Below are 25613 nucleotides of genomic sequence, written 5' to 3'. Positions count from 1 at the left end.
CCTCTTGCAGGATGAACAGGGCAACGCCGGCTTTACGCCGGCGTTTGCTTTTGCGGGTATCTTTTCCGCCCCCGCATGCCCGGCCGGCATGCGGGAACCACATGGAAGGCCAAGGAGAAACAACATGCGTTTGGCAGCACTCACACTGGCCGTTGCCACGGTCCTGGTCGCCGGCGGTTGCAACCGCATCGGCGGCGGCGCGGACGCGGGCAAGGCCGCGTCGCTCGATTTCGACAAGCCGGTGTCCGGCGAGATCACCTCGCGCAGCGGCATCAACTACAACGACGGCAGCCACCACCAGCTCTACCAGATCAAGCTGGAAGACAAGGAACTGGTCGGCATGAAGCTCACCGGTGCGCTCAGCGGCTCGATCGCGGTGTTCAACAACGGCACCTTGGTGTCCACCAGCAACACCGGTTACGAGCGCGAGGGCGATGTTTCGCTGGCATTCCGCGCCAACGGCGGCGGCACCTATCAGGTGGCCGTCAACGCCGATGGCCCGACCGCCTTCGGCCCGTACCGCCTGCGCGCCGAGAAGCTGAAGCCGTACGACGGCAAGCCGCTGGTGGGCAGTGGCGAGATCGTCGACATGCTGGCCGGTGATTCGCAGGACTACACCCTCCAGGTGGAAAAGGAAGGCCTGTACGAGATCCGCCTGGTGTCGGACGTGTTCGATCCGGTGCTCAAGCTGTCGGGCCATGGCGTGGATGCGGAGAATGACGATGGCGGCGACAGCACCAACTCGCGCCTGAACCTGGTACTGAAGCCGGGCAAGTACACCCTGACCGCACGCGGCCTCGGTGACGGCGTCAACGGCATGTTCACCCTGTCGGCCAACCGCATCGAAGTGCCGGGCAACCTGATCGAGCGTGACGGGACCGCACTGCCGTCCTCGGGCAGCGCGTATACCATGCTCGACAACGAAGGCAGCCGCCGCTTCCTGCTGACCCTGGATCGTCCGGCCGATGTCCGCCTGGATGCGATCTCGGGCCAGGTCGATACCGTGCTGCGCGTGGTTGGCGGCGATGTGGAACTGACCGACGACGACGGTGGCAACGGCACCAATGCGCGCCTGGAAGAAACGCTGCCGGCCGGCCACTACACCGTCGACGTGTCCAGCCTGAACAATGGCGCGGGCCTGGTGGAAGTGCGCGTGCAGGTGGATGGCGCCAGCGCCGCGGGCGCCGCCGCCTCAGCCGCGCGTGCTGCTGCCGACGCTGCGGCAGTCGTGGCCGAAGATGCTGCTGCGGTGGAGGCGGCCAGTCGTTGAGCATGATCCGCGCAATGCGTGGATGAAAGCTGCGGTGCAATGGAAAAGGCCGGGCAACGCCCGGCCTTCTCTTTTGCGTCCCATGCTGCGGATCAGTGTGCGACGGCGAAGCCTGCATCGCCCAGCGGGGGCAGCATCGACGCGCGAGCTTCACTCTCAGTATTCTGTCCAGCGGCAGCCAGCGCCTGCTGGTAAGCCTTGGCCGTGGCCGTATTGAACGCCACCAGCACGATGCGCATCGGCTGCGCATGGCTGCGCTGCCAGGCCAGCGTTTCGGTCACAGCGACCTGCGCGGCCTGGTACAAAGGGTAGCCGTACACGCCACAGCTGATCGCCGGGAACGCGATCGACTGCACACCCAGCGACTCGGCCAGCTGCAGCGATTTCCAGTAGCAGTTGGCCAGCAGCGCAGGTTCGTCGCGCTGGCCGTCATGCCAGACCGGGCCGACCGTGTGCAGTACATGCCGCGCTGGCAACGCATGCGCACCGGTGGCGCGCACTTCGCCGGTCGGGCAGCGCACGCCGGGGCGAAGCTCCGGCAACTGCTCGCACTCGGCCAACAACGCCGGGCCCGCGGCGCGATGGATCGCACCGTCGACACCGCCGCCACCGAGCAGTGTTTCGTTGGCCGCGTTGACGATCGCATCCACCGCCAGGGTCGTGATGTCGCCCTGCCAAACTTCGATCTTCATGCGTCCGTCTCCTGCCTGTGAGGTGTTCCGCGCAGCATCTGCGCCGGCTGTTCCCACGGTAGGGGACAGGGCATCGATACTGCGTCATGACCGTCTCACCTGCTGCGATCCGACGGCCTTCACGCACGATGGCGTGCGACGCCTTCACGCAGGCTGAAGCAGAAAGGGGTCAGCCCCTTTTCCGCACGGAAAGGGATCCGATCCTGCGCATCACGGCAGGCCGGCCAGCCAGTCGTCGTCGGACCCTTCGTTCACATCGGCGAACAGCGGCGTGGAGAAATAGCGTTCACCGGTGTCCGGCAGCATCGCCAGGATCACCGAGCCCGGTTCAGCGCGGGCAGCCACGTCCAGTGCGCTGGCGACAGTTGCGCCGGCGGAGATGCCGACGAAAATGCCTTCCTCTGCTGCCAGGCGGCGCGCGGTGGCGATCGCGCGGTCATCGTCGACCGAGACCAGTTCGTCCACCACATCGCGGTTGAGCACGTCCGGCACGAAGTCCGGGGTCCAGCCCTGGATCTTGTGCGGCTTCCAGTCATCGCCCTTGAGCAGGGCGGCGCCGGCCGGCTCGGTGGCGATGATGCGGGTCTGCGGGCGCGCGACCTTCAGCACTTCGCCAACACCGGTGAGCGTGCCGCCGGTGCCCCAGCCGCTGACGAAGTAGTCCAGCCGCTTGCCGGCGAAGTCGCGCAGGATTTCCGCGGCAGTGGTGTTGCGGTGATACGCCGGGTTGGCCGGGTTGGCGAACTGGCTGGCCAGGAACCAGCCGTGCTGTTCGGCCAGTTCGGCCGCCTTGCGTACCATGCCGCTGCCGCGCTCGGCGGCCGGGGTCAGGATCACTTTGGCACCGTAGGCGCGCATCAGCTTGCGGCGTTCCACCGAGAAGGTCTCGACCATGGTCGCCACGAACTTGTAGCCGCGCGCGGCGGCGACCATCGCCAGCGCCACGCCGGTGTTGCCCGAAGTCGCCTCCACGATGGTGTCACCCGGCTTGAGCAGGCCACGCGCTTCGGCGTCGAGGATGATCGCCAGCGCCAGGCGGTCCTTCACCGAGCCGCCCGGATTGAACGACTCGACCTTGGCGTAGACGCTGACCTGCGGGGGCGCCAGGCGCTGCAGCCTGACGATGGGGGTGTTACCGACGGTATCGAGGATGGAGTCGTACAGGGCCATGGAAGCGCTCCGGAAACGGGGCCGCGCCGGGCTTCGGCGGGCGAAGGGGGACGGCTGGCCGTTCAGGCCAGCGGCTGCCGGCTGACCGTAGCGCCGGCATATGACGCCCGGAAATGACCAGATACCTTTCTTAAACAACCTTTGGTTATAAGCTGGTGACGGCAATTGACCCTAGAGTGGACCTCCGCCCCACGCCGCCTGCCTGCCCATGACGCTGACCCAGCTGCGCTACCTGGTTGCCATCGCCGACGCCGAGCTGAACATCACGCTGGCCGCCTCGCGCGTGCACGCCACCCAGCCTGGCCTGTCCAAGCAGCTCAAGCAGCTGGAGGACGAGCTGGGTTTCCTGTTGTTCGTGCGCAAGGGCCGCAGCCTGGAGTCGGTCACCCCGGCCGGCACCGAGGTGATCGCCCGTGCCCGCGCGGTGCTGGCGGAGGCCAACAACATCCGCACCTACGCGGCAAACCAGCGCCGTGAGAGCCAGGGCCAGCTGATTCTGACCACCACCCACACCCAGGCGCGCTTCGTGCTGCCGCCGGCGGTGGCAGCGATCAAGCAGGCTTACCCGCAGGTCAGCGTGCACCTGCAGCAGGCCGGTGAAGCCGACGCGCTGGACCGCTTGAACCAGGGTGATGCCGATATCGCGATCATCAGCACCGCTGGCGGTGAACCCACTGATGGCGTTGCAGTGCCGCTGTTCCGCTGGCGGCGGCTGGTGGTGGTACCCAAGGGCCACCCGCTGGACCGCGCCGGGCGTGCACCGGACCTGGCCGCGTTGGCCCGGCAGCCATTGATCAGCTACGAATCCTCGACCCGCCCGAATTCCTCGCTGCAGCGCGCCTTCGCCGCCCATGGCCTGGTGCCGGATCTGGCGCTGACCGCGCTTGATGCCGATCTGATCAAGACCTATGTGCGTACCGGCCTGGGCGTGGGCCTGCTGGCCGAGATGGCGGTCAGTTCCAACGACGAAGACCTGAAGGCCTGGCCGGCCCCGGCCCCGATTGCCGAGTGCATCGCGTGGGCGGTGCTGCCACGCGACCGGGTGCTGCGTGATTACGCGCTGGAGCTGGTGCACGTGCTGGCACCGCAGATTGATCCACGCGACCTGCGGCGGGTGCTGGACGGCAACCAGGCGGCGGCGTGGCCGGTGCCACCGACCTGGGAGTCGCTGACCCAGACCATCACGGTGTGAGGTGGGTCGAGCAGGGCTTGCAGCCCCACCTCTGACAGATTCCGATGGCTGTTGGTAGGTGTCGACCTTGGTCGACACGGTAGATCCACGCCATGCGTGGATGAAGCTGTCAGATATCGAAATACATCTGGGGTCAGATCCGTTTTCCTTCGGAAAACGGATCTGACCCCGAGAGTGGTTCCGACAGATCGCGGAGAACTGTCGAAGGCGGGGTGGGTCCGGTTGCGGGGGCGTGAGCGCCATGGATGGCGCGACCGAGCCTACATGCACGTATTTACGGCGTCCCCCGCAACCGGACCCACCCCGTCATCCCTCAGGAAACCCGCTTCTGCTGTTGCTTCGGCACCTGCCGTGGCATCTGCGGGTGCAGGGCGCAGCCCTGCCGAACACCCCGCGACGGGTGTCGCAAATGCCTGCGACGGTTCGTCGCATGAGCAACCCTGGACCCGGCTCTACACTGGCGGGGTGACCCGCCTGTCCCGCCCGCAGCGCCTTCTGCTCCAGCTCGCCATCCTGGCGACGCTGCTGATGGTGCTTGCGCCGCTGGTCAGCCGCGCGCTGCAGGCGCAGCCGATGGACCACGCTGCGATGGCCGGCATGGACCACGCTGCCATGAGCCATGACATGCGCGGCATGGCCATGGCCGGGCACGATCAGCACGGGGCCGCGCCGGCAGCGCGCAACCGCCCGGCCGACCCCCACGCCATGCACGGCGAAGCCTGCGAATACTGCGTGCTGGCAATGCGCCTGCTGCCATGGCTGGCCGTGCTGGTGCTGCTGTTGCCGCTGCTGTGGCGGCCGCAGCTGGTGTTCCCGTGGTCGCAGCAGGTGCTGCCCGCGCTGTGCTGGCCGGCGCATGCCGCGCGCGGGCCGCCGCGTTTCTCCATCGTTCGCTGATGTCCCTATCGAATCTGCCGCACGACGCCTGACCGGGCGCCGTGCGCGCATGCGTACCTTGGAGCTGTTCCGATGAAAACGACTTCCCGCCCCGCGGGCGCCTGTGCGCGCCTGCCGGTTGCCCTTGGCCTGGCCGTGGCCGCATCACTGGCCCACGCCGCGCCCGCCGAAGAGGCGCGTACCCTCGACACGCTGGTGGTGACCGCCGCCGCACCGTCCTCGCCGCTGCACTGGGTGACCGATCCGCGCCTGCCGCGGCAGCCGGTGCCCGCCAGTGACGGCGCCGATTACCTGAAGACCGTCCCCGGTTTCTCCGCCATCCGCAACGGCGGCACCAACGGCGACCCGGTGCTGCGCGGCATGTTCGGTTCGCGGCTGAACATCCTCAGCAATGACGGCAACCTGATCGGCGCCTGCCCGTCGCGCATGGACAATCCGCTGTCCTACATCGCGCCGGAAAGCTTCGACCGGCTGACCATCATCAAGGGGCCGCAGAGTGTGCGCTGGGGCGCAGGAGCCTCGGCCGGCACCGTGCGTTTCGAGCGCGATACGCCGCGCTTCGAGGAACCGGGTGTGCGTGCCGATGCCAGTGCGCTGGTCGGTTCGCGCAACCGCAACGACCAGGTGCTGGACCTGACCCTGGGCAACCCGACCGGCTACGTGCGCGCCAGTGGCAACCGTTCCGAAGCCGATGACTACAAGGATGGCAACGGTGACGTGGTGCCGTCGAAGTGGCGCAAGTGGAATGGCGACGTGGCCATCGGCTGGACGCCGGATGCCGACACGCTGCTGGAAGTCTCCGCCGGTGCCGGTGATGCCATCGCACGCTACGCGGGGCGCGGCATGGACGGGGCCGCGTTCGAACGTACCAGCTATGCCGCGCGTTTCGAGAAGCGCAACCTGCCGGGTGCGTGGGACACGGTGCAGGCCAACGTGTACTACAACGAGGCCGACCACGTGATGGACAACTACACGCTGCGCACGCCGAACCCGAACAGCATGATGCCGATGCCGATGGCCTCGAACCTGGACCGCCGTACCCAGGGCGGCCGGGTCAGTTCCGAGTGGCGCTGGCAGGACGTGCAGCTGGTGGCGGGCGTAGACGGGGAAGACAGCCGCCACCGCGGTCGCATGGGCATGGGCCGCGACACCTACCGCCAGGCGGACTGGGAGACCGATGCCAAGTTCCGTCGCTATGGCGCGTTCACGGAGTTGACCCTTGGCGCCGGTACCGGCCAGCGCTGGATCAGCGGCCTGCGCATCGATCGCGCCAGCGTGCGCGACGAGCGGCAGTCGATCCGCGGAATGATGGGTAACAGACCCAATCCGACCGCGGGCCAGCGCCGCAAGGAATGGCTCGGCAGTGGCTTCCTGCGCTACGAGCAGGACCTGGCCGATGGCCTGACCTGGTATGCGGGCCTGGGCCACAGTGAACGCATGCCCGACTACTGGGAGCTGTTCTCGCCCAACCACGGCCCGGCCGGTGCAGTGAACGCGTTTGCCGGTATCCAGCCCGAGCGCACCACCCAACTCGACGTCGGCCTGCAGTACAAGGGGCCGCGCGTGCAGGCATGGGTGTCGGCGTACGCTGGCCAGATCCAGGACTACATCCTGTTCACCTACCATGGCAGCGGCATGATGGGCATGAGCCAGGCCAGCAACATCGATGCCCGCATTGCCGGTGCCGAAGCAGGGTTGGAAGTGAGCGTGGCCGAACAGTGGAAACTGGGCGGCACGCTGGCCTATGCCTGGGGCGAGAACCGCGACCAGCAGCGCCCGCTGCCGCAGATGCCGCCGTTGGAAGCGCGCCTGAGTGCGAACTGGGAAGGCCAGCGCTGGAGCGCCGGTGCGCTGCTGCGCGCGGTGACCCACCAGCATCGCGTCGCAGATGGCCAAGGCAATGTCGTCGCGCAGGACCTTGGGCCGAGCGCTGGCTTTGCCACCTTCGCGCTCAATGCAGCGTACCGTTTCAGTTCGCAGCTGCAGCTCAGCGCGGGTGTCGACAACCTGTTCGACCGTGCCTACAGCGAGCACCTGAATCTGGCGGGCAGCGCCGACTTCGGCTTCCCGGCCGACCCGGTACGCATCAATGAGCCGGGGCGCAGCGTCTGGATGAAGCTGAACTACCGGTACTGAGGCAACGGGCAAGAAAACGGGGCCGGATCCCCGCCAGGATCCGTCCCCGCCCGACGCCCTCCGTCGGGCAGATTCGACTCTACGATGACGGCCCGGGCGGTGCACGGCTGGATACACCCCGACACACGCCGACACTGCCCGTGGCAGCCTTGCACGGAACGGGTTCAAGGCGCCATCGCAGCGTTGGTTCCACGCCGGTAAACGCTTGGCACATACCGCTTTTATGGGCACATGCCTACACTCGGCGGCCGTGGATCAATCAGGACCGTTCATGTTGGCTCGTATCGCTTCGACCCTGGCCCTTGGCCTCAGCCTGGCCGTGCTGGCCGGGTGCGCAGGCAAACAGGAGGCCGCCGCGCGTCGGCAGGGAGAAGCGGTGCCGGTCACCGCGCAGGTCGTGCAGTCCCGTCCGTGGAGCGACACCCTGCAGGCACTGGGCACGGCCAAGGCACGCGAATCGATCAGCGTGACCGCCAAGGTCAGCGAGATCGTCGAGAAGGTGCATTTCGAAAGCGGCCAGCACATTGCTGCCGGTGCGCCGATCGTGACCCTGCGCGGCCAGGCCCAGGAGGCCGCACTGGTCCAGGCGCAGGCCACCTTCCACGAGGCCGACCAGCTGTACAAGCGCCAGCGTGAGCTGGCCACGCAGCGGCTGGTGTCGAGTGCCACGCTGGATACGCAGAAGTCGATCCGCGATGCCGCCGAAGCGCGCGTGGCGCAGATGCAGTCGGACATCGGTGATCGCCGCGTGCGTGCGCCGTTCGCCGGTGTGCTCGGCATCCGCCAGGTCAGCCCGGGTACGCTGCTGACGCCGACCACGGTGATCGCCACGCTCGACGATATCGAGCACATGCACATCGATTTCCAGGTGCCGGAAGTGGAGCTGGCCGCGCTGGGCGTCGGTGACAAGGTCAGTGCCACCAGCGTGGCGTGGCCCGGCCGTAGCTTCGAAGGCGTGGTCAGCACCATCGATGCGCGCATCGATCCGGCCACCCGTGCGGTGACGGTGCGCGCCGATTTCGCCAACGGCGACCATGCGCTGCGCCCGGGCATGCTGCTGGACGTGCGCCTGTTCCGCCCCGAGCGCCCGGCGCTGGTGATTCCGGAAATCGCCGTGGTGCAGGTCGGCCGCGATACCTACGTGTATCGCATCACCGCAGACGACAGCGTCGAGCGCGTGGATGTGGTGACCGGCGCGCGCCGCGCCGGCGTGGTCGAGATCAGGCAGGGCCTGGAAGCCGGCCAGCGCATCGTCGTGGATGGCACCGGCAAGCTGCGCCCGGGCCTGAAGGTCGCGGCCAAGGACGCAGCACCAGCCAGCGGGGCCAAGCCGGCTGAGGCACCGGCGCCGGTCGCGGCCGAGGGCCACGGCGGATGAAGCTGTCCGACGTTTCCATCCAGCGGCCGGTGTTTGCCGTGGTGATGAGCTTGTTGCTGCTGGTACTGGGTGTGATGTCCTTCACCCGGCTGACCCTGCGCGAACTGCCGGCCATCGATCCGCCGATCGTTTCGGTGTCGGTGGACTACACCGGTGCCTCGGCGGCGGTCATCGAAAGCCGCATCACCCAGGTGCTGGAAGATGCACTGGCCGGCATCGAAGGCATCGATACGATCAACGCGCGCAGCACCAACGGCCGCTCGCAGGTCAGCATCGAGTTCACCTCCAACCGCGATATCGAAGCGGCGGCCAACGACGTGCGCGATGCGGTCAGCCGTGTTGCCGACCGCATGCCGGAAGAAGCGCGGCCACCGGAAATCGCCAAGGTCGAAAGCGATGCGGATCCGATCATCTGGTTCAACATGGTCTCCTCGACCATGGACACGCTGGAACTGAGCGACTATGCCGACCGCTACGTAGTCGACCGCTTCTCCAGCCTCGATGGCGTGGCCCAGGTCCGCATCGGTGGCCGCCAGCGCTATGCAATGCGCATCTGGCTGGACCGCGACCAGCTGGCCGCGCGCGGGTTAACCACTGGCGATGTGGAAACCGCGTTGCGCAACGAAAACGTGGAACTGCCGGCCGGTCGCATCGAGTCGACCGACCGCGATTTCACCCTGCGGGTGGAACGCAACTACATCAAGCCCGAAGACTTCGCGACCATCCCGCTGGGCAAGGGCCGCGACGGTTACGTGGTGCGCATGGGCGACGTGGCGAAAATCGAACTGGCCTCGGCCGAGCGTCGCGCCTACTACCGGAGCAATGGTGAACCGGGCATCGGCCTGGGCATCGTCAAGACCTCCACCGCCAACTCGCTGGACGTGGCGCGCACCGCGCGCGCTGAAGCCGAGCGTGTGGCGCTGACCCTGCCCAAGGGTACGCAGATCTTCGTCGCCTTCGACAACACCACCTTCATCGAAGCCGCCGTGGATCGCGTCTACGCCACGCTGGTGGAGGCGATGATCCTGGTGCTGGCGGTGATCTGGCTGTTCCTCGGCAGTTTCCGTGCCGCGCTGATTCCGGCAGTGACGGTGCCGGTGTGCCTGGTCGCGGCGTTCATCGCGCTGTATGCGTTCGACTTCTCGATCAACCTGCTGACCCTGCTTGCCCTGGTGCTGTGCATCGGCCTGGTGGTGGACGATGCGATCGTGGTGGTGGAGAACGTGCAGCGCCGCATCGACCTGGGCGAACCGCCGCTGGTGGCATCCAAGCGCGGCACCGCGCAGGTCGCCTTCGCGGTGATTGCCACCACCGCCGTGCTGGTGGCGGTGTTCCTGCCGGTCGGGTTCCTGGAAGGCAACACCGGGCGCCTGTTCCGCGAACTGGCGGTGGCATTGGCGGCGGCGGTGGCGTTGTCCGCATTCGTGGCGCTGACGCTGACACCGATGATGGCCTCCAAACTGCTGAAGCCGCATACCGGGCACGCGCCGCGTGGCCTGCATGGCTTCGTCAACCGCAACCTGGAGCGCCTGGCTGGGGCCTACGGGCGGGTGCTCGATCACCATGTCGACCGCACCTGGATCTACCTGCTGGTGATGGTTGCCGCACTGGCTGCCAGCTGGGGCCTGCTCAAGCTGCTGCCGTCGGAACTGGCACCGGCCGAAGACCGCGGTTCGTTCCAGATCATGATCGATGGCCCGGAAGGCGCCGGCTACGACTACACCGTGCAGCAGGTGCAGCAGGTGGAAGCGATGCTGGCGCCGCATGTCGGCCCGGACAAGCCCATCGTGCGCGCCAACCCGCGCGTGCCGGGTGGCTGGGGCGCCAGCGAGGAAATGCATACCGGCCGCGTCAGCATCTTCCTGCAGCCGTGGCGGCAGCGCAGCGAAGGCACGCCGGAAGTGGCCAACGAGCTGCAGAAGGAACTGGACACCATCCGCGGCGTGCGCGTGCGCACGCAGGTGGGCGGTGGCCTGGTGCGCAGCGGCGGGCAGCCGTTCCAGATCGTCCTGGGCGGGCCGGAGTATGCCGAGATCGCGCAATGGCGCGACCGCATCCTGCTGCGCATGGCCGACAACCCCGGCCTGGTCGGCCCGGACTCGGACTACAAGGAAACCCGGCCGCAGATGCGGGTGAACATCGACCGCCAGCGTGCGGCCGACCTCGGCGTGCCGGTCACCGCGATCGGTTCGGCGCTGGAAACCATGATGGGCTCGCGCCGCGTCACCACCTTCGTCGACAACGGCGAGGAATACGATGTGCTGGTGCAGGCCGGACGTGACGGCCGCGCCAGCCCGGCCGACCTGGCGGCGATCCGCGTGCGCGCCACCTCCGGCGAACTGGTGCCGCTGTCCAACCTGGTCACGCTGAGCGAAGTGGCCGAGGCCGGCACCCTGAATCGCTTCAACCGCCTGCGCTCGATCACCATCAATGCCGGCCTGGCACCGGGGTATCCGCTGGGTGAGGCCATTGCCTGGGCGCAGCAGGTCACGCGCGAGGAGCTGCCGCAGTACGCGCAGGTGAACTGGAAGGGCGAATCGCGCGAATACCAGAGTGCCGGTGGCGCCGTGCTGCTGACCTTCGCCATGGCCCTGCTGGTGGTCTACCTGGTACTGGCTGCCCAGTTCGAGAGCTTCATCCATCCGCTCACCATCATGCTGACCGTGCCACTGGGCGTGCTCGGCGCGCTGGTCGGGTTGTGGGTGAGTGGCGGCACGGTGAATCTGTTCAGCCAGATCGGCATCGTGATGCTGGTCGGCCTGGCCGCGAAGAACGGCATCCTCATCGTCGAATTCGCCAACCAGCTGCGCGACGATGGCCGCAGCGTGCGCGAGGCGATCATCGAATCTGCAATGGTGCGCCTGCGCCCGATCCTGATGACCTCGATCGCCACCGTGGTCGGCGCGATCCCGCTGGTCGTGGCCGGTGGCCCCGGTTCGGCCAGCCGTGGCACGATCGGCATCGTGATCATCTTCGGCGTCACCCTCTCGACGTTCCTGTCGCTGTTCGTGGTGCCGGCGTTCTACGCGCGCCTGGCCCCGTACACCCGCTCGCCGGAAGCGGTCAAGCGCGAGCTGGAGAAGCAGGAAGCGGAATCGCCCTCGGTGGGTGGCCATGCCTGATCCGGCCACAGTGCTGCAGGGCGACGGCTTCCAGCTGCGACCCTGGCGCCCCGATGACCTGGCGTCCCTGCTACGCCACGCCAATGACGCCGAGGTGTCGCGCGGCCTGCGCGACCGCTTCCCGTACCCGTACACGCGCGAGGATGGCGAGGCCTTCCTGGCCGGCCGCGTGCTGGCCCCGGGCACCCTGAACCTGGCCATCGAGATCGACGGCCAGGCCTGCGGCAGCGTCGGTGCCCAGCAGGGCGTGGCCGAGCGTGGGCACAGTGCTGAACTGGGTTACTGGCTGGGGCAGGCCTATTGGGGGCAGGGCCTGATGACCCGCGTGGTCGGTCTGTTCGCCCCGTGGGTGATGGACGAGCTGCGCCTGTTCAGGCTGCAGGCCACGGTGGTCGACTTCAACCTGGGATCGGCCCGGGTGCTGGAGAAGAACGGCTTCCAGGAGGAGGGCGTGGAGCGCTGTGCGGTCTACAAGCGCGGCGTGCTGCACGACCTTCGCCGTTTCGCCCGGGTGCGCACGCAGCTGCCCTGAACGCGCGGGGTTGGATCCCTTCTCGCCAGAAAAGAGCTCTGACCCCCAACCCGCCAAACGGTAGAACCGGGTCAGAGCCCTTGCGCAGCGCGCAAGGGATCCGACCCCATCCTTCTGGCGCTACCGCAGCGGCCGTCGATCAGGGAGAATCGACCGGTCCCCTCCAGCCGACGGGACGTCCTTACAACCCGCCGACTGGAGAGAGCGCGCGTGGAAGCTACCGTACATTTCATCAACAGCATCATCTGGAGCAAGGCACTGATCTTCATGTGCCTGGCCGCCGGCTTGTTCTTCAGCCTGCGCACCCGTTTCATGCAGATCCGTGGGTTCGTCGAGATGTGCCGCCTCACCGTCAAGGGCGAGAAGTCCGACGCCGGCGTGTCCTCGTTCCAGGCGCTGGCCATGTCGATGGCCGGCCGCATGGGCATCGGCAACATCGCCGGCGTGGCCACCGCCATCGCCTTCGGTGGCCCTGGTGCCATCTTCTGGATGTGGGTGATGGGCTTCCTCGGCGCATCCACTTCGTACGTGGAATGCACCCTGGCGCAGATCTACAAGACCAAGGATGCCGAAGGCCGCTACCGTGGTGGCCCGGCCTATTACATCGAAAAGGCCATGGGCCTGAAGTGGTACGCACTGGCCTTCGCCATCGCCACGATCATCGCGGCCGGCTTCCTGATGCCGGGCGTGCAGGCCAACGCCATCGCCGACAGCATCATCAACGCCTGCCGTGGCACCGCGCTGTGCGGTCCGCTGGACGGCCAGACGCTGGGCATGGAATCGACGCAGGCTCTGAAGCTGGGCATCGGCATCGTGGTGGGCCTGCTGCTGGGCGTGGTGATCTTCGGCGGCGTCAAGCGCATCGCCAACTTCGCCGAGGTGGTGGTGCCGTTCATGGCGGCGGCCTTCATCCTGACCGCCATCGTCATCATGGTCATCAACTACGACCGCGTGCCGGAGATGTTCGGCATCATCTTCAAGAGCGCCTTCGGCACCCACGCCGCGTTCGGCGCGATGATGGGCCTGGCGGTGGAGTGGGGCATCAAGCGCGGCATCTATGCCAATGAAGCCGGGCAGGGTTCGGGTCCGCACGCGGCGGCGGCCTCGGAAGTCTCGCATCCTGCCAAGCAGGGCTACGTGCAGGCCTTCGCCATCTATTTCGACACCATGATGGTGTGCACCGCCACCGCGTTCCTGATCCTGGCCAGCGGCACCTACAACGTGTACTCGCCGGTGGAAGGCGCGCCGCCGCTGTTCCAGGGCCTGGCCGGCATTCCGGAAGGTGCGGGCTATGCGCAGGCCGGCGTGGAAGCGGTGCTTCCGGGCTGGGGTTCGGCGTTCGTGTCCATCGCCATCTTCTTCTTCGCCTTCACCACCATCATGGCCTACTACTACATGGCTGAGACCAACCTCAGCTATGTGAACCACAACAGGAAGCGCCCGCTGACCGTGCTTGTGCTGCGCCTTGGCATCATCGGCATGGTGGTGTTCGGTGCATTCCATAATGCGACCCTGGCCTGGGCGCTGGGTGACATCGGCGTCGGCCTGATGGCCTGGCTGAACATCATCGCCATCCTCATCATCCAGAAGCCGGCGATGCTGGCCCTGCGTGACTACGAACGACAGAAGAAGCTGGGCCTGGATCCGGTGTTCGACCCGGATGCCCTGGGCATCAAGAACGCCGATTTCTGGCGCCAGCGCAAGCAGGAGAGTGTGTAAGTGAACAACCCTTGGAACAACCGCCGTCCATCCGCCCGTCCGCCGCGCGCAACACCGTTGCCGCGCCCGGAGGTGCCGGCCACGGGCGGTGGTGGGCGCGGCGGCAGCGACGAGCTGCGCCTGTACGGCTTGAATGCCGTGCAGGCCGCGTTCGAAGCGCGGCCGCAGGCGCTGCGCAAGCTGTACCTGCTGGAGGCGCGCATCCCGCGCCTGCAGCCGCTGCTGAAGTGGTGCGTGGCCAACCGCGTGGGGTATCGCGTGGTCGAAGATGGCGATCTGAACAAGCTCGCCGGTACCACCCATCACGAAGGCGTGGTGGCCGATGTGCTGCGCGCACCGGCACTGCCGCTGGCGCAGTGGCTGGAGCAGGTCGGTGATGGCCCGGCACTGGCGCTGTGGCTTGATGGCGTGGGCAACCCGCACAACCTCGGCGCGATCCTGCGCTCGGCCGCGCACTTCGGTGCCAAGGCGCTGCTGCTGCCGGCCGGCAGCACGCTGGCATTGTCCGGTGCCGCCGCGCGCGTTGCCGAGGGCGGTGCCGAAGCCGTGCCACTGGTGCAGCTGCCGGAGACCGTTCAGGCGATGGCGCAGCTGCGTGCATCCGGTTTCGGCCTGGCCGCGACCCTGGTCGATGGCGGTGACGATGTGTTCCGCGCGTCGCTGCCAAGCCGGCTGGTGTACGTGATGGGTGCCGAGGGCGAGGGCATGGACCGCAGCCTGGCGGGCCAGTGCGACCTGCAGGTCTCGATTCCCGGCAGCGGTGCGGTGGAGAGCCTGAACGTCGCCTCGGCCACGGCGGTGCTGCTGGCGCAGTGGGCGAGCCGCCGCGGCGATTGACGCGGCTGTTTCATCGTGCCGTGACCCCGAACCCGGCCCTCGCGGCCGGGTTTTTTGCGCGCATTCCGCAAAGCTCAGTGTGATCGTGCGGGTCGCCTGCCGGGTGCCGTCTGCAAAACATGCTGATTGCGACCGGTCACGATGCATCAAGCATGCTTGATGCATGAACACGCACTTTTAGAATTTGTCTCATTGTTGAGCCGCATCCTGCATCGCACGGTGGACCTCCATCCAATGTCGAACAGGAGCGGTTCCCATGCATCGAATCCAACACCACGCGATGCGCGCATCCCTGCTGCTGGTGCTGTGCGCACTTGCAGTCCCCGCGGTGCAGGCTGAAGAGCGCAGCCTGGACGGGGTCAATTTCACCGGCCCGTTGATCACCCCCAACCCGGCCGGCCTGCCGCAGGGTCATTGGTATATCGAACCTTATCTGGTGCGGGTCGACAGTCGCGATCACTACGACGATGGTGGCCACCGTCGCCGCAGCGGGCAGCACAGCGGCGCATGGGCCACGGTGGTCCCGATCATCTATGGCTTCAGCGACCGGGTGATGGGCCAGGTCAATCTCAGTGCCTCCCGTGCCGAACAGGGCAGCGCGCGCAGCAGCGGTTTCCGCGCTGGCGATACCACCGCGCGCCTGCAGTACCTGTTGCAGGCCCCCAATGCCGATGGCACGCGACCGGCCATCTCGGTCGCACTGGTGCAGCGCTTCAGCACCGGCAGCCACGACCGCATCACCGGCAACGCACTCGATGCCCAGGGTGATGGCGTGCAGCGCACGACCGCCGCACTCGGCGTGCAGCAGGTGGTCTGGCTGGGAAATGAGCGCCCGCTGCGCTGGCGCGCCCAGCTCAGTGCCGGGCCGGCACCGTCGCGCACCGCCATATCCGGCACCAGCGTGTACGGCACCGATGACAGCTTCCAGGGACATATCTCCCGCGGGTCGGTGCTGGGCCTGTCGGTCGGCGCCGAGTACAGCTTCAATTCGCGCTGGGTGGGCGTGATGGAGGTGGCCGCCAGCCGCGAGACCGGCCAGCGCCTGAGCGGCTTCGCACGCAACAGCAGCGGTGCGATCGAACGGATCGAAGAGCATCGCCCGGCCAGCCGCAGCGTCACCCTGGCGCCGGCCGTGGAGTACCACTTCAGCCCATCACTGGGCCTGATCGCCGGTGTCGAGTTCAGCGTGGCCGGCCGCAACACCAGCCGCATCATCAGCCCCCAGGTCGCTCTGGGCATGTTCTTCTGAGGGGCCGCCGATGAACATCGAATCCATCGTCAACGCGATCCTCGGCATCGTCTGGAGTCCCTACCTGGTGGTGCTGTGCCTGCTCACCGGCCTGTACTTCAGCGTGCGCACGCGCTTCATCCAGTTGCGGGCATTGCCGGACATGCTGCGCCTGATGTTCCGTCATGAGCGTTCCGATGCCGGCGTCTCGCCGTTCCAGGCGTTGTCCCTTTCGCTGTCCAGCCGCGTGGGCGTCGGCAACATCGCCGGTGTCGCCATGGCCATCGCCTTCGGCGGCCCCGGCGCGATCTTCTGGATGTGGATCGTTGCCTTCCTCGGTGCGTCCAGTGCCTTCGTCGAATCCACGCTTGCGCAGATCTACAAGGATCGTGATGCCAAGGGCCAGTACCGGGGCGGCCCGGCTTACTACATCGAAAAAGGCCTCGGCCAGCGCTGGTATGCGGTGCTGTTCGCACTGGTGACCGTGCTTGCGGGCGCGATGCTGGCCGGCACGCAGTCCAACGCGATCACCAGTGCGGTCAACGAAGCCTGGGATGTGCCGGTGATGACGACCACCGCCGTCCTGCTGGTGGTGCTGGGTGCCATCCTCATCGGCGGCGTGCGGCGCATTGCGCGCGTGGCCGAATGGGTGGTGCCGCTGATGGCCGTGGCCTACCTGCTGGTCGCGGCGCTGGTGATGGTGCTCAACGCGGAGAAGGTGCCGGACGTGATCATGCTGGTGCTGCGCAGTGCCTTCGGCGTGGATGCAGCGTTCGGTGCGATGATCGGCACTGCCATCCAGTGGGGCGTGCGCCGCGGCGTGCTGTCCAACGAGGCCGGCATGGGCAGCGGCGCGCATCCGGCCGCTGCCGCCGAAGTCTCGCATCCGGTCAAGCAGGGCCTGGTGCAGTCGTTCTCGGTCTACATCGACACCATGGTGGTGTGCAGCGCCACGGCCTTCCTGATCCTGTCCACCGGCCTGTACAACGTCTACAACCCGGCGGTGAACGGCATTCCGGATGAGGCGCGCCTGCTGCTGGGCAACCTGCCCGGCGTCGAGGCCGGGCCGCGCTTCGTGCAGCATGCGGTGGAATCCGCACTGCCGGGCTTCGGCCGTTCGTTCGTGGCGCTGGCGATCCTGCCGTTCGCGTTCACCACCATCCTGGCGCTGTACTACATGGCCGAGACCAACATCAGCTACCTGTGCCGTGATCGCCCGGCGCCGTGGGTGGTGGGCGTGTTCCAGCTGCTGTTCCTGGCGGCGACCGGCTACTCGGCGGTCAACAGTGCAACGGTGGCCTGGTCGCTGGGCGATATCGGCGTGGGCCTGATGAGCTGGTTGAACATCATTGCCATCCTGCTGCTGCAGAAGCCGGCGTTGGCGGCACTGCGCGATTACGAGCAGCATCGCCAGGCCGGCAAGGATCCGTTGTACAACCCGAAGCTGCTGGGTGTGCGCAACACCAGCGTGTGGGAAGGCTGACAGGACTGGGGTCGGATCCCTCGCCAAGGCGGGGGCTCTGACCCGCGCCTTGGCCCGGTGCGTGCGACTTTGCCCGGTGGGTGCGAACCTCGGTTCGCACCGCTCTTCCCGCTGCACTCGCCGGGCATGGCCCGGCGCCAGTGCATCATTCGTTCGGCGGCGTGGTCGTCTTGGCCTCGCTGCCGAAGCTGCCATCCGCTTCCGCCGCCAGGTACGCGAACACGGTGTAGGCGGCCACGTTCTGCGCCAGTGCCTTCGGGTCGATCTTGTCCAGCGTGTCGTCGGCGGTGTGGTGCAGGTGGAAGTAGTCCGAGCCATCCTGCGCCAGCCACGCCCACGCACCGCCCTTGGCAGCCAGCGGGCCGACGTCCGGGCCCGGGCCGCCCTTGTCGGCCTGGTACTCGATGCCCAGTGGCTTCATCACCTCGGCAATCTGCTTCGTTGCCTCGCGCGAGCCTTCCGGGTTCGGCGAACCGGTATTGAAGGCATAGATGCGGCCGGCACCGAAGTCGCTCTCGGCGGCCAGCTGGTGCAGGGCCACGTCCTTGGCATGCGCCTCGGCATACGCCTTGCCGCCGTACAGGCCCTGTTCCTCGTTGGCGAAGGCGATCACGCGGATGGTGCGCTTCGGCGCCTGCTTCAGCTGGCCGATCAGGTGGCCGGCGGCCATGGTGATGCCCACGCCCGCGCCGTCATCCACCGCGCCGGTGCCCAGGTCCCACGAATCCAGGTGACCACCGATCACCACCACTTCCTTCGGCAGGCTGCGGCCGGTGATCTCGCCGATCACGTTGTAAGAGGTGGCGGTGCCGTCCCAGCCGCAATCGAGCGCCACCTTCACCGTGGTGCTGCCACGCGCCAGCAGGCGGGCCAGCTGGTCGGCATCGGGCACCGACAGCGCCGCCGACGGCACCGGCGTCAGGCCATCGTCAAACCGGGTGATGCCGGTGTGCGGCACGCGGTGCGAGTCGGTACCTGCCGAGCGCATCAGGAAACCGACCGCGCCCTTGCGGATCGCTTCGGACGGGCCCTTGCTGCGGATCGCACCGCCGCGGCCGTAATCGCGGCCATCGCGGAAGGGCAGCATCTGGTAATCGACGAAGGCGATCTTGCCCTTCAGCGAACCGGCCGGTGCGGCCTGCAATGCGGCCAGGTCGGCGAAGCGCACCACTTCCGCTTCCACCGTACCGCCCGGGCTGCCGCCCAGTGCCGTGATCTGCAGCGGCTGCGGGTTCTTGCCGGTTACTGCGGCATGTTCGCTGCGACGCTCCCACTTCGGGAAGGTCACCGGCTCCTTCCACACCTTGTCGAAGCCGAGTGCCTTGAACTTGGCCTCGGCCCAGGCCACCGCACGGGCGTCCGCCTCGCTGCCGGCGATGCGCGGGCCGATCTCGGTGGTGAGCGATTCGACCACCTTCCAGCCAGTGTCGTCGGCCAGCGCCTGGTCGCGCAGCTGGGCGGCGGTGGCCAGCGAGGCGGGGGGCAGGGTGGTGGTGTGCGGCGCTGCGAAGGCCGGGCCGGCCAGCAGGGCGAGGGAGGATGCGATGGCAAGGAGGCGGCGACGCATGGACAACTCCGGAAGGGACCTAAGCCTTGGAGCTTAACAGTCGTTCAGCCCGGCGCATGGGCGGGAGGTCATGGCTGGCGCGAACGCTGTTTTCCGCCATGTCCAGCAAAGCGAAAGCCCCGCCGGGGCGGGGCTTTCTTTCACATGCTTCTGCGGTAGCGCCGGGCCATGCCCGGCGAGCGCAGCGGCAAGATGGCGTCCCGCCGGGCATGGCCCGGCGCTACCGCCTTATTTCTTCAGGCTGTCGCGGATCTCACGCAGCAGCACCACTTCCTCGGCCGGTGCCGCCGGCGCGGCTTCCTTCTTGCGCGACAGGCGGTTGATCACCTTGATGACCAGGAAGATGGCGAAGGCCACGATCACGAACTGGATCAGTGTATTGATGAAGTCACCGTAGCCGATCACCACGGCCGGGATCTCCTTGCCGTCGGCACCGATGCTGGCCGGTGACAACGTCCACGCCAGCTGCGAGAAGTCCACTTTGCCGATCAGCAGGCCCAGCGGCGGCATGATGATCTTCTCGACCAGCGCGGTCACGATCTTGCCGAAGGCCGCGCCGATCACCACGCCGACGGCGAGGTCGATGACGTTGCCGCGCATCGCGAATTCCTTGAACTCGGTGAGCATTCCCATTGTTGTTTTTCTCCGGTGGGGAAAGTGGACAGCGCGCAGGGTAACGCAGGTGATGTCAGCCGGCGATCACGCCGTGGCGCTCGGCCACGTTTTCCAGGCGGGCGCTGAAGCGGTCGCCGGGCTTCAGTGCAGCCACCCCGGACGGGGTGCCCATGAACACCAGGTCGCCGGCACGCAGCTGCCACAGCTTGGACAGCTCATGCAGGATCTCCGGCACGTTCCAGATCATCTGGTCGAGCAGCGCCTGCTGGCGCACCTCGCCGTTGACCTCCAGCGACAGGTTCAGCGCGGCCAGGTCGCCGACTTCCTCGGCGTGGACGATTTCGCTGATCGGCGCGGAGGCATCGAAGCCCTTGGCCGCATCCCACGGGTGGCCCTTGTCCTTGGCCGCGGCCTGCAGGTCGCGGCGGGTCAGGTCCAGGCCGACGGCGTAGCCATAGACCAGCGCATCGGCGTCGGCCACGGCTAGCTCGCCGGCGGGCGCATCGCGGCCGATCGCCACCACCAGCTCCACTTCGTGGTGCAGGTTGGCAGTCGCCGGCGGATAGGGGATGGCATCGTCGTGGCCGACCACGATCGCATCGGCCGGCTTGCTGAAGAACATCGGGCGGCCACGGTCATCGGCCGCCGGCACCGCCGCGCCCATCTCGCGGGCGTGGTCGGCGAAGTTGCGGCCGACGCAGTAGATGCGGTGCACGGGGAAACTGCCGCCACCGGCTACCGGCACACGCGGCAGGGCTACGGCAGGGATCACATCGGAGACATCGGACATGCGGGCATCCAGGAAGGGCGTGCCCGCAGTCTAGAACGCAAGACGCCCGCCGTCAGCGGGCGCGGAAGACCTGGATCAGCGCGAGGCCGGCAACACCGGCTTGCGCACCACGCGGTACTCGCCTTCGACCACGGTCGGGTCGACCGGACGGGCGACGCCCGGCTTGCGCGAGGCCAGCAGCTTCCACGCCAGGCCGACCATGATCATTGCCGCACCGACGAACACACCGATGAACACCATCGCGGCCAGGATCGCCAGGCCGAGCAGGCCTACGGCTACGCGCACCAGCGGGTGGCGCGGCTTGCGCGGCGCGAACAAAGTGCGGAACTGGTTGACGGCGGATGCACGATTGAACATGGCGGCTCGATAGGCTGGGATCAGCGAAACCAGAGTATCGGGACGCGCCACTGTCATTGAGTGAAAAACTCGTTAAATATAGCCTGTGCTTATTACGGATCAATGACTTGTGTTCATGTCGCAGCCAGTCACCTGAGTGGGCGTGCGACAATGCGGGTTTTAGTGTCCGAGCCTTCGCCATGACTGCCGCTGCTGCCCTGATCGCCCTTGATGCCATTGCCGATGGCGCGTTTGCCGAGGTCGAAGCGGTGGTCGATGGCGATGCCGAATCGCTGGTGCTGTACCGCGACGGTGCGCAGGTGCGCGCGTTCCTGAACATCTGCCCGCACGCCGGCCGCCGCCTGGACTGGGCGCCAGGCCAGTTCCTGAAAAGCCGTGAGGGCCACCTGGTGTGCGCGGCGCATGGCGCCTCGTTCGCGCTGGACAGCGGCGACTGCATCGCCGGCCCGTGCAAGGGCGACCGCCTGCGTGCGGTGCCGGTGGACGTGCGCGACGGGCAGGTCTACCTGGCTTGAGGCAACCGGCGTGCGAACCAAGGTTCGCACCCACAGGATCAATAGGTATCCACATCAATGGGTATCCACATCAATGGGTATCCAGAGATTCATCCACCGACAGATCGACGGAAATTGTCGAAGGCGGGGTGGGTCCGGTTGCGGGGGTGTGAGCGGCATGGATGCCGCGACCAAGCCCCCATGGATGGGTTTACGGCGTCCCCCGCAACCGGACCCGCCCCGCCATCCCCCAGGAAAACAGCTTTTGACGTTGACGTTCTGCAGGTGCAGGGCGCAGCCCTGCCAACAAACCCCAACCCTCAGAACATCAGGTTGATCATCAACACCACCACGCAGGTGTAGATCAGCGACAACGGTCCGCCGACCCGCCACATCTCACGTGGGGTGTAGTTGGCCGGGCCGGTGATCATCGAGATCACCGGGTTGGAGGCTGTCATCAGGTTGTTGGATGCCGACAGCGCCACGATCAGCGCGAACGCGGTCGGGTTGCCACCCGCCGCCAACGCCAGGTTCACCGCGATCGGCACCATCACGATGGTCGCGCCCACATGGCTGATCACCAGCGAGAACGCCGTGGTCAGCAGTGCCAGCGCCACTTCCAGCACCCACACCGGAATGCCGGTGGGCAGCTTGTCGATGGTGTGGCCGGCCACCCACGCCGCCGCGCCACTGGAGTCCATCGCCCAGCCGAGCGGAATCAGCCCGGCCATCATGAACACCGTCTTCCAGTTGATCGAAGCATAGGCCTCGTCCATGCGCAGCACGCCGGTCAGCAGCATGCCGGCCACGCCGGTCATCAGGGTCAGCGCCACCGGCAGCTTGCTGGTCAGGGCGATCAGGATGGTCAACGCGAAGATCGCCATCGCGATCTTGAACTTGTGCGGGCGCTGCTCGCCGGTCGGGTAGTCGGTCACCACCACGAAGTCGCGGCTGCGGGCGGCCTGCGCCAGGTCGGTCCAGATGCTGTGGAACACCAGCATGTCGCCGGCGCGCAGCTGCACGTCGCGCACGTCCTCGCGAATCACCTGCTTGTCGCGGTTGATCGCCAGCAGGCTGATGCCGCGCTCCTTGCGCAGGCGCAGGTCGGCCGCGCTCTTGCCGATCACATTCGAAGTCGGTGGCACCACCGCTTCGGAAATACCGGCGCGGCTGGGATTGAACAGGTCGCCCAGGTGCTTCAGGCGCGAAGACATGCGCAGGAACTGGTTCTGCGCGAAATCGCTGATCTGTTGGCGAGGGCCCATCGCGCCGAGCACGCTGCCGACCCAGATGCGCATCTCCGCCGGCGGCGCCAGGCGGGTGTCGTTGCCGGTTTTCAGGGCAAGCAGCAGCGGCGCATCGTGCAGGTTCTCGGCCTCTCCCAGGGTCATGCCGACCAGCGGGCTTTCAGCGCTGACCACCAGCTCGAACACATCACCTTCGATGCCATAGGTCTTGGCAAAGTAGCTCTCGGTGCGCGCCGGGGTGACCCCGTCGTTGACCAGGTTCTCTTCCTCGATCAGCTTGCGGTCGCCGTAGTAGCGGAAGTACAGCAGCGAGGCGACCAGCAGTGCCACACCGATCGGCAGCGGCGCGAACATGCGCAGCGGCTCGATGGTGGCCAGGCCCGAGGGCAGGTTGTTGTTGGCCGAGGCCAGCAGATCGTTCAGCAGGATCAGCGGCGAATTGCCGACCATGGTCAGCGCGCCGCCCATCACGATCGCCGCCGAGATCGGCAGCAGCAGCCGCTGCAGGGTCAGCCCGGTGCGCGCTGCCAGTCGCGAGGCGACCGGCAGGTACAACGCCATCACCGAGGGGTTCTGCATGAAGGACGAATTCAGGCCGGCGATGGCCGTGGTCATCATCAATAGCCGCTGCTCGATGCCGTGTCCGCGCCGCAGCAGCCAGGCGGCCAGCCGGTTCAGCGCCCCGGTGCGGTCCAGGCCCGCACCGAGGATGGTGGTGGCGATGATGCTCATCACCGCGTTACCGGAGAAACCGCCGAAGATTTCCTCCGGCGCGATCAGGCCGGTGACACCGAGCACCACCAGCACCACCAGCGCGACCACGTCGGCGCGGATGCGCTCGAACAGGAACATCGCCATCGTGAAGCCGACCAGCCCGAGCACGAGCTTCATGTCGTTGGTCAGCGTCAGCGCGGTATCCATGTGGGGCGCGGTGTCCTCAGGCGATCGTCAGGTGCGGTCGTACAGCAGGTCCCAGACACCATGGCCGAGCTTCTGGCCGCGGGTCTCGAAGTGGGTCTGCGGGCGCCAGTCCGGGCGCGGCACGCTGCCACGCGGGCCGGCGCGGTTGACCAGGCCGGCGGTGGCATCGAGCACGTCCCACATCTGCTCGGCGTAGTCTTCCCAGTCGGTCGCGCAGTGCAGGCGGCCACCCGGGCGCAGCTTGCGCACCAGCAGTTCGGCGAATGCCGGCTGCAGCAGGCGGCGCTTGTTGTGGCGCTTCTTGTGCCACGGGTCCGGGAAGTAGATGCGCACTTCATCCAGCGCGCCATCGGCGATCTCGTTCTGCAGCACTTCCACCGCATCGTGGTGGTACAGGCGCACGTGGTCGGCGTTGTCGTCGGCCAGTGCGTTCAGCAGCCGGCCCACGCCGGGCGCATGCACCTCGATGCCGATGTAGTCGCGCGATGGGTCGTGCTGGGCGGCGAAGCGCAGCGCGGCACCGTTGCCGAAGCCGATCTCCAGGACTTTGTGCGCGGGGCGGCCGAAGGTGGCGTCCAGGTCACGCGGCTGGCCGTTGTAGTCGATGCCGAAGCGTGGCCAGCGTTCGTCGAACGCGCGCTGCTGGGCAGGGGTGAAACGGCCCTGGCGCAACACGAAGCTGCGCACCTCGCGGCGGCCCTCGCTCACGGTGAAGGGCTTGGGCGGGGCCTTGGAACCGGCGCTGTCGAAAGGATTGGTCATCAGCCGATCAGCCCATCCACCGGGGAGGAGGCGCTGGCGTAGCGCTTGCGGGGGATGCGACCGGCCAGGAAGGCCTCGCGGCCGGCCTCGACCGCCTTGCGCATCGCGCTGGCCATCAGCACCGGGCTGCGGGCACCGGCGATGGCGGTGTTCATCAACACGCCGTCGCAGCCCAGCTCCATCGCGATCGCCGCGTCCGACGCGGTGCCCACGCCAGCGTCGACGATGATCGGCACCTTGGCGTCTTCGATGATCTGCAGCAGGTTGTACTTGTTCTGGATGCCCAGGCCCGAGCCGATCGGCGCGGCCAGCGGCATCACCGCAGCGCAGCCGATCTCTTCCAGGCGCTTGGCCAGGATCGGGTCGTCGGAGGTGTAGACCATCACCTCGAAGCCATCCTTGACCAGCTGCTCGGCCGCCTTGAGGGTCTGCATCACGTCCGGGTACAGGGTCTTCTGGTCGCCCAGCACTTCCAGCTTCGTCAGGTTGTGGCCGTCCAGCAGCTCACGGGCCAGGCGGCAGGTGCGCACCGCGTCCTCGGCGGTGTAGCAGCCGGCGGTGTTGGGCAGGATGGTGAAGCGCTCCGGCGGCAGCACGTCCAGCAGGTTCGGCTCGCCCGGGTTCTGCCCGATGTTGGTGCGGCGGATGGCCACGGTGACGATCTGGGCGCCAGCGGCCTCGGTGGCCAGGCGGGTTTCTTCCAGGTCCTTGAACTTGCCGGTGCCGGTCAGCAGCCGCGAGCCATAGGTCTTGCCGGCGATCACCAGCGAATCGGGGGAGACATGAACGTTCATGGCGCGATTATCGCTTATCCGCCTGAAGATGGGGTCACGTAGAGGGCGGGGTCGAGTGTGGGGTCAGATCCCTTTGCCACCGGCAAAGGGGTCTGACCCCTGAACACCCGTGCAGGCCTCAACCCCCGCCCAGCGCGTGCACGATCTCCACCACGTCGCCTTCGGCCAGGACGTGCTCGCCATGGCGGCTGCGGCTGACGATCTCGCCGTTGACCTCCACCGCCACCCGGCGCTGCAGCAGCTGCTCGGCCAGCAGCAGGTCATGGAGGGTCGCCGAAGCGGGCAGGGTGCGGGATTCGCCATTGAGCTGGATGTTCATCCGTGCATTGTCGCTGATAGCCCGCCGGGATCGGAACGTTTGCAATTTGAACCGGACGCCAGCTCTGGCACAGCGTGTTTTCACGTGGTCG

Annotated in this window: 22 protein-coding genes; 12 read left to right on the top strand and 10 right to left on the bottom strand. The window is 67.2% G+C overall.

Going from position 1 to position 25613, the window contains the following annotated elements:
- Nucleotides 1-124 precede the first annotated feature (124 nt).
- On the top strand, nucleotides 125-1270 hold the full coding sequence (locus ACYKG1_RS17070; protein ID WP_478470970.1) for an ABC transporter substrate-binding protein: 1146 nt from the start codon (nucleotides 125-127) through the stop codon (nucleotides 1268-1270).
- A 92-nt stretch (nucleotides 1271-1362) separates the two neighbouring features.
- Here the strand turns inward: ACYKG1_RS17070 and ACYKG1_RS17065 are convergent, their stop codons facing one another.
- On the bottom strand, nucleotides 1363-1962 hold the full coding sequence (locus ACYKG1_RS17065; protein WP_100473754.1) for an O-acetyl-ADP-ribose deacetylase: 600 nt from the start codon (nucleotides 1960-1962) through the stop codon (nucleotides 1363-1365).
- Between the two features lie 210 nt (nucleotides 1963-2172).
- Nucleotides 2173-3132: a cysteine synthase A gene (gene cysK / locus ACYKG1_RS17060; protein WP_087923478.1), complete on the bottom strand. Its 960-nt coding sequence runs from the start codon at nucleotides 3130-3132 to the stop codon at nucleotides 2173-2175.
- Nucleotides 3133-3340: 208 nt separating this feature from the next.
- On the opposite strand from cysK, the gene ACYKG1_RS17055 reads away from it, so the two are divergent.
- The 10 genes from ACYKG1_RS17055 to ACYKG1_RS17010 all read left to right on the top strand — a co-directional run bounded on the left by ACYKG1_RS17055 (nucleotide 3341) and on the right by ACYKG1_RS17010 (nucleotide 17656).
- Nucleotides 3341-4324, top strand: coding sequence for a LysR family transcriptional regulator (locus ACYKG1_RS17055; protein ID WP_262227622.1), 984 nt, complete (start codon nucleotides 3341-3343; stop codon nucleotides 4322-4324).
- A gap of 465 nt (nucleotides 4325-4789) precedes the next feature.
- On the top strand, nucleotides 4790-5221 hold the full coding sequence (locus ACYKG1_RS17050) for a DUF2946 domain-containing protein (RefSeq protein ID WP_100473752.1): 432 nt from the start codon (nucleotides 4790-4792) through the stop codon (nucleotides 5219-5221).
- 72 nt (nucleotides 5222-5293) lie between these two features.
- Nucleotides 5294-7357 (top strand): TonB-dependent copper receptor, encoded by a 2064-nt coding sequence (locus ACYKG1_RS17045; protein ID WP_478470969.1) that lies wholly within the window; start codon nucleotides 5294-5296, stop codon nucleotides 7355-7357.
- Between the two features lie 271 nt (nucleotides 7358-7628).
- Nucleotides 7629-8735, top strand: coding sequence for an efflux RND transporter periplasmic adaptor subunit (locus ACYKG1_RS17040; RefSeq protein ID WP_100473750.1), 1107 nt, complete (start codon nucleotides 7629-7631; stop codon nucleotides 8733-8735).
- The gene (locus ACYKG1_RS17035) at nucleotides 8732-11857 is read left to right on the top strand and encodes an efflux RND transporter permease subunit (protein ID WP_100473749.1); all 3126 of its coding nucleotides are present in this window, start codon (nucleotides 8732-8734) and stop codon (nucleotides 11855-11857) included. Before ACYKG1_RS17040 ends, ACYKG1_RS17035 begins: the two co-directional genes overlap by 4 nt.
- Nucleotides 11850-12389, top strand: coding sequence for a GNAT family N-acetyltransferase (locus tag ACYKG1_RS17030; RefSeq protein WP_478470968.1), 540 nt, complete (start codon nucleotides 11850-11852; stop codon nucleotides 12387-12389). The genes ACYKG1_RS17035 and ACYKG1_RS17030 overlap by 8 nt, the downstream gene beginning before the upstream one ends.
- Nucleotides 12390-12599: 210 nt before the next feature.
- A complete protein-coding gene (locus tag ACYKG1_RS17025) occupies nucleotides 12600-14108 on the top strand; it encodes an alanine/glycine:cation symporter family protein (RefSeq protein WP_478470967.1) in 1509 nt (502 codons plus the stop codon).
- Entirely contained in the window at nucleotides 14109-14945 is an 837-nt protein-coding gene (locus ACYKG1_RS17020; RefSeq protein ID WP_478470966.1) for a TrmH family RNA methyltransferase, read from the top strand.
- Between the two features lie 256 nt (nucleotides 14946-15201).
- Nucleotides 15202-16194, top strand: a complete 993-nt coding sequence (locus ACYKG1_RS17015; RefSeq protein ID WP_100473745.1) for a hypothetical protein — start codon at nucleotides 15202-15204, stop codon at nucleotides 16192-16194.
- A gap of 10 nt (nucleotides 16195-16204) precedes the next feature.
- A complete protein-coding gene (locus tag ACYKG1_RS17010) occupies nucleotides 16205-17656 on the top strand; it encodes an alanine/glycine:cation symporter family protein (protein ID WP_478470965.1) in 1452 nt (483 codons plus the stop codon).
- A gap of 145 nt (nucleotides 17657-17801) precedes the next feature.
- Here ACYKG1_RS17010 and ACYKG1_RS17005 read toward each other — a convergent pair whose 3' ends face one another.
- From ACYKG1_RS17005 to ACYKG1_RS16990, 4 genes are all read right to left on the bottom strand, one after another.
- On the bottom strand, nucleotides 17802-19223 hold the full coding sequence (locus ACYKG1_RS17005) for a M28 family peptidase (protein WP_262083493.1): 1422 nt from the start codon (nucleotides 19221-19223) through the stop codon (nucleotides 17802-17804).
- Between the two features lie 228 nt (nucleotides 19224-19451).
- Nucleotides 19452-19856: a large-conductance mechanosensitive channel protein MscL gene (gene mscL, locus ACYKG1_RS17000; RefSeq protein ID WP_478470964.1), complete on the bottom strand. Its 405-nt coding sequence runs from the start codon at nucleotides 19854-19856 to the stop codon at nucleotides 19452-19454.
- A gap of 55 nt (nucleotides 19857-19911) precedes the next feature.
- Nucleotides 19912-20628, bottom strand: a complete 717-nt coding sequence (locus ACYKG1_RS16995) for a fumarylacetoacetate hydrolase family protein (RefSeq protein WP_019660190.1) — start codon at nucleotides 20626-20628, stop codon at nucleotides 19912-19914.
- 75 nt (nucleotides 20629-20703) lie between these two features.
- On the bottom strand, nucleotides 20704-20985 hold the full coding sequence (locus tag ACYKG1_RS16990; protein ID WP_262083495.1) for a hypothetical protein: 282 nt from the start codon (nucleotides 20983-20985) through the stop codon (nucleotides 20704-20706).
- 179 nt (nucleotides 20986-21164) lie between these two features.
- Here ACYKG1_RS16990 and ACYKG1_RS16985 point away from each other — a divergent pair, with 179 nt between their 5' ends.
- The gene (locus tag ACYKG1_RS16985) at nucleotides 21165-21500 is read left to right on the top strand and encodes a Rieske (2Fe-2S) protein (RefSeq protein ID WP_012511947.1); all 336 of its coding nucleotides are present in this window, start codon (nucleotides 21165-21167) and stop codon (nucleotides 21498-21500) included.
- 299 nt (nucleotides 21501-21799) lie between these two features.
- Here ACYKG1_RS16985 and ACYKG1_RS16980 read toward each other — a convergent pair whose 3' ends face one another.
- From ACYKG1_RS16980 to thiS, 4 genes are all read right to left on the bottom strand, one after another.
- Complete coding sequence (locus ACYKG1_RS16980; RefSeq protein WP_100473739.1) at nucleotides 21800-23647, bottom strand: SLC13 family permease; 1848 nt, start codon at nucleotides 23645-23647, stop codon at nucleotides 21800-21802.
- Between the two features lie 27 nt (nucleotides 23648-23674).
- Complete coding sequence (gene trmB, locus ACYKG1_RS16975; RefSeq protein ID WP_010481468.1) at nucleotides 23675-24409, bottom strand: tRNA (guanosine(46)-N7)-methyltransferase TrmB; 735 nt, start codon at nucleotides 24407-24409, stop codon at nucleotides 23675-23677.
- The gene (locus ACYKG1_RS16970; RefSeq protein WP_005418798.1) at nucleotides 24409-25203 is read right to left on the bottom strand and encodes a thiazole synthase; all 795 of its coding nucleotides are present in this window, start codon (nucleotides 25201-25203) and stop codon (nucleotides 24409-24411) included. The genes trmB and ACYKG1_RS16970 overlap by 1 nt, the downstream gene beginning before the upstream one ends.
- Before the next feature lie 118 nt (nucleotides 25204-25321).
- Complete coding sequence (gene thiS / locus ACYKG1_RS16965) at nucleotides 25322-25522, bottom strand: sulfur carrier protein ThiS (RefSeq protein ID WP_087923463.1); 201 nt, start codon at nucleotides 25520-25522, stop codon at nucleotides 25322-25324.
- Nucleotides 25523-25613: the final 91 nt, after the last annotated feature.

The sequence above is a fragment of the Stenotrophomonas sp. 85239_Sma genome (assembly GCF_056481725.1).
The sequence above is the reverse complement of the archived record's forward strand: the minus strand, read 5'-3'. Positions and strand labels throughout refer to the sequence as shown.

Coding starts and splice junctions, on each gene's coding strand:
- ACYKG1_RS17070 (WP_478470970.1), top strand. CDS start 125: ATGCGTTTGGCAGCACTCACACTGGCCGTTGCCACGGTCCTGGTCGCC.
- ACYKG1_RS17065 (WP_100473754.1), bottom strand. CDS start 1,962: ATGAAGATCGAAGTTTGGCAGGGCGACATCACGACCCTGGCGGTGGAT.
- cysK (WP_087923478.1), bottom strand. CDS start 3,132: ATGGCCCTGTACGACTCCATCCTCGATACCGTCGGTAACACCCCCATC.
- ACYKG1_RS17055 (WP_262227622.1), top strand. CDS start 3,341: ATGACGCTGACCCAGCTGCGCTACCTGGTTGCCATCGCCGACGCCGAG.
- ACYKG1_RS17045 (WP_478470969.1), top strand. CDS start 5,294: ATGAAAACGACTTCCCGCCCCGCGGGCGCCTGTGCGCGCCTGCCGGTT.
- ACYKG1_RS17040 (WP_100473750.1), top strand. CDS start 7,629: ATGTTGGCTCGTATCGCTTCGACCCTGGCCCTTGGCCTCAGCCTGGCC.
- ACYKG1_RS17035 (WP_100473749.1), top strand. CDS start 8,732: ATGAAGCTGTCCGACGTTTCCATCCAGCGGCCGGTGTTTGCCGTGGTG.
- ACYKG1_RS17030 (WP_478470968.1), top strand. CDS start 11,850: ATGCCTGATCCGGCCACAGTGCTGCAGGGCGACGGCTTCCAGCTGCGA.
- ACYKG1_RS17015 (WP_100473745.1), top strand. CDS start 15,202: ATGCATCGAATCCAACACCACGCGATGCGCGCATCCCTGCTGCTGGTG.
- ACYKG1_RS17010 (WP_478470965.1), top strand. CDS start 16,205: ATGAACATCGAATCCATCGTCAACGCGATCCTCGGCATCGTCTGGAGT.
- ACYKG1_RS17005 (WP_262083493.1), bottom strand. CDS start 19,223: ATGCGTCGCCGCCTCCTTGCCATCGCATCCTCCCTCGCCCTGCTGGCC.
- mscL (WP_478470964.1), bottom strand. CDS start 19,856: ATGGGAATGCTCACCGAGTTCAAGGAATTCGCGATGCGCGGCAACGTC.
- ACYKG1_RS16995 (WP_019660190.1), bottom strand. CDS start 20,628: ATGTCCGATGTCTCCGATGTGATCCCTGCCGTAGCCCTGCCGCGTGTG.
- ACYKG1_RS16990 (WP_262083495.1), bottom strand. CDS start 20,985: ATGTTCAATCGTGCATCCGCCGTCAACCAGTTCCGCACTTTGTTCGCG.
- ACYKG1_RS16985 (WP_012511947.1), top strand. CDS start 21,165: ATGACTGCCGCTGCTGCCCTGATCGCCCTTGATGCCATTGCCGATGGC.
- ACYKG1_RS16980 (WP_100473739.1), bottom strand. CDS start 23,647: ATGGATACCGCGCTGACGCTGACCAACGACATGAAGCTCGTGCTCGGG.
- trmB (WP_010481468.1), bottom strand. CDS start 24,409: ATGACCAATCCTTTCGACAGCGCCGGTTCCAAGGCCCCGCCCAAGCCC.
- ACYKG1_RS16970 (WP_005418798.1), bottom strand. CDS start 25,203: ATGAACGTTCATGTCTCCCCCGATTCGCTGGTGATCGCCGGCAAGACC.
- thiS (WP_087923463.1), bottom strand. CDS start 25,522: ATGAACATCCAGCTCAATGGCGAATCCCGCACCCTGCCCGCTTCGGCG.